This is a genomic window from Dietzia sp. B19 (assembly GCF_014145155.1).
GTDB lineage: Bacteria > Actinomycetota > Actinomycetes > Mycobacteriales > Mycobacteriaceae > Dietzia > Dietzia natronolimnaea.
The window spans coordinates 1-1,780 of sequence record NZ_JAALED010000530.1; the positions used below are offsets into that span (position 1 = coordinate 1).

General features: G+C 72.9%; 1 protein-coding gene. It reads left to right on the forward strand.

Translation table 11 applies throughout. The features are described 5' to 3' along the window. Positions 1–127: 127 nt before the first annotated feature. Positions 128–1,780, forward strand: a 1,653-nt coding sequence (locus G6020_RS14505) for an acyltransferase domain-containing protein (protein ID WP_347238389.1), incomplete at its 3' end; no start/stop codon positions are given.

The following is a 1,780-nucleotide window of genomic DNA, read 5'->3' on the forward strand; positions in this document are numbered from 1 at the left end:
CGCGGACGCGGCCGACGAGCTGAAGGCGGGACTCGAGGCCGTAGCCGGGGGGACCGTGGCCGGGGGAGTCGCCCACGGCGACCGCGTCGTCGTCGGGGCCGCCCATCGGGCCGGCCGCGTGGCCTTCGTGTTCCCCGGTCAGGGTTCCCAGTGGCACGGCATGGGGGCCGGACTCTACGAGAGCGTCCCCCTCTTCGCCGAGCACGTGGACCGGTGCGACGAACTCTTCGGCCGGCATCTCGACTGGTCGGTGCGGGACGTGTTGCGCGGTCTGGTCCCCGAGCGGCCCTCGACCGAGGACAACGTCCAACCGGTCCTGTTCACGATGATGACGGGTCTCGCGCTGCTGTGGAGGACGGTCGGCGTCGACCCCGTCGCGGTCGTCGGTCACTCCCAGGGGGAGGTGGCGGCGGCCTGGTTCGCCGGCGCCCTGTCCCTGGAGGACTCGGTGCTGGTCATCCTGGCCCGGAGCCGCGTCTGGGACCTGTTACCGGACCATGTCGGGGCGATGGCCTCGGTGGGGATGTCCGCGCAGGAGGCCGAGGAGCGGATCGCCCCCTGGGCGGGGAGGATCACGGTCGGGGCGGTCAACAGCGTCGACGTGGTGGTCGTCTCCGGCGAGGTGGACGCGGTCGAGGAGTTCGGCGCGTCGCTCGGTGAGGAGAGCCGCTACCGGCGGATCGCGGCCATCAACGTGGCCGGGCACTCGCCCGTTCTCGACACGGTCAGGCCCGAACTCCATGAGCAGTTGGCCGGCATCCCCTGCGAGCCGCCCTCGACGCCCGTCTACTCGACGGTCACCGGCGGACTGCTGACCGCGCCGATGGATGCCGACTACTGGTGCGACAACGTCATCCGGACGGTCCGCTTCGCGGACGCGGTCGGGGCGATGCTGGCCGACGGGGTGACGACCTTCGTCCAGGTCTCTCCCCACCCGATCCTGCAGTTCGCCCTGCAACGGCTGGTGGACGGCACGGGCGCGCTCCCCCCGATAGGCACCCTCGAGCGCGGACAGGGTGGCGTCGGTCGCCTGCTCCGCGCGTTCGCCGAAGGCCATGTCGTGGGGGCGGACGTCGACTGGACGCGGATGGTCCCGGCCGCTCCCGCGTCGACCGACCCGCCGCGGCGGGCCTTCGCGCACTCCCGCCACTGGCTGGAACCGGTGCCGGTCGGTACCGGTGACCGATCCGTTCACCTCCCCGACGGATCGTGGATCTCGACACGCAGGTACCGGGGTGACGACCTGAGCGAGGGGACGGCGCCGGGTACCAGGATGACCGGCGCCGATCTGCTGCTGCGCACCATGAGAGAGGCCGCGGAGGAGCTCGGCCGGACGACGCTCGCCGAGCTCACCGTCGACGCCCTGCTGGAGTCGCAGGACCACAACACGGTCGAGATCCTCGCCGAGGTGACGGCGGGGCACGAAGGGGTGCGCCGGGTCACGGTCAGCGGGCGAGAGCACGCCGGCGGCGAGGTCAGGGCGTGGGTCCCCCTCGCGAGCGCGGAGATCGTCGGGGTCGACCCCTCCCGGACCACGGGCAGCGCCCCGTGGGAGCCCTGGCGTGAGGTGGGCGATCTCGAGGGCACCGTCCCCCTCGGCCCCGACGTCCCCGGCGCGGTGGTGGGCCTGCGGGTGCTCGAATGGTCCGGGGGGACCGCCGCACACGCGCGTTGGCGCGAGAGCGGCGCGGACACCCCGGGTCGAACCGGCCGGATGATCGACATCGAAGCACTGGACGGCTCCGGTGACCCGGTCCTGCGCGCTGACGGGGTCACGGTA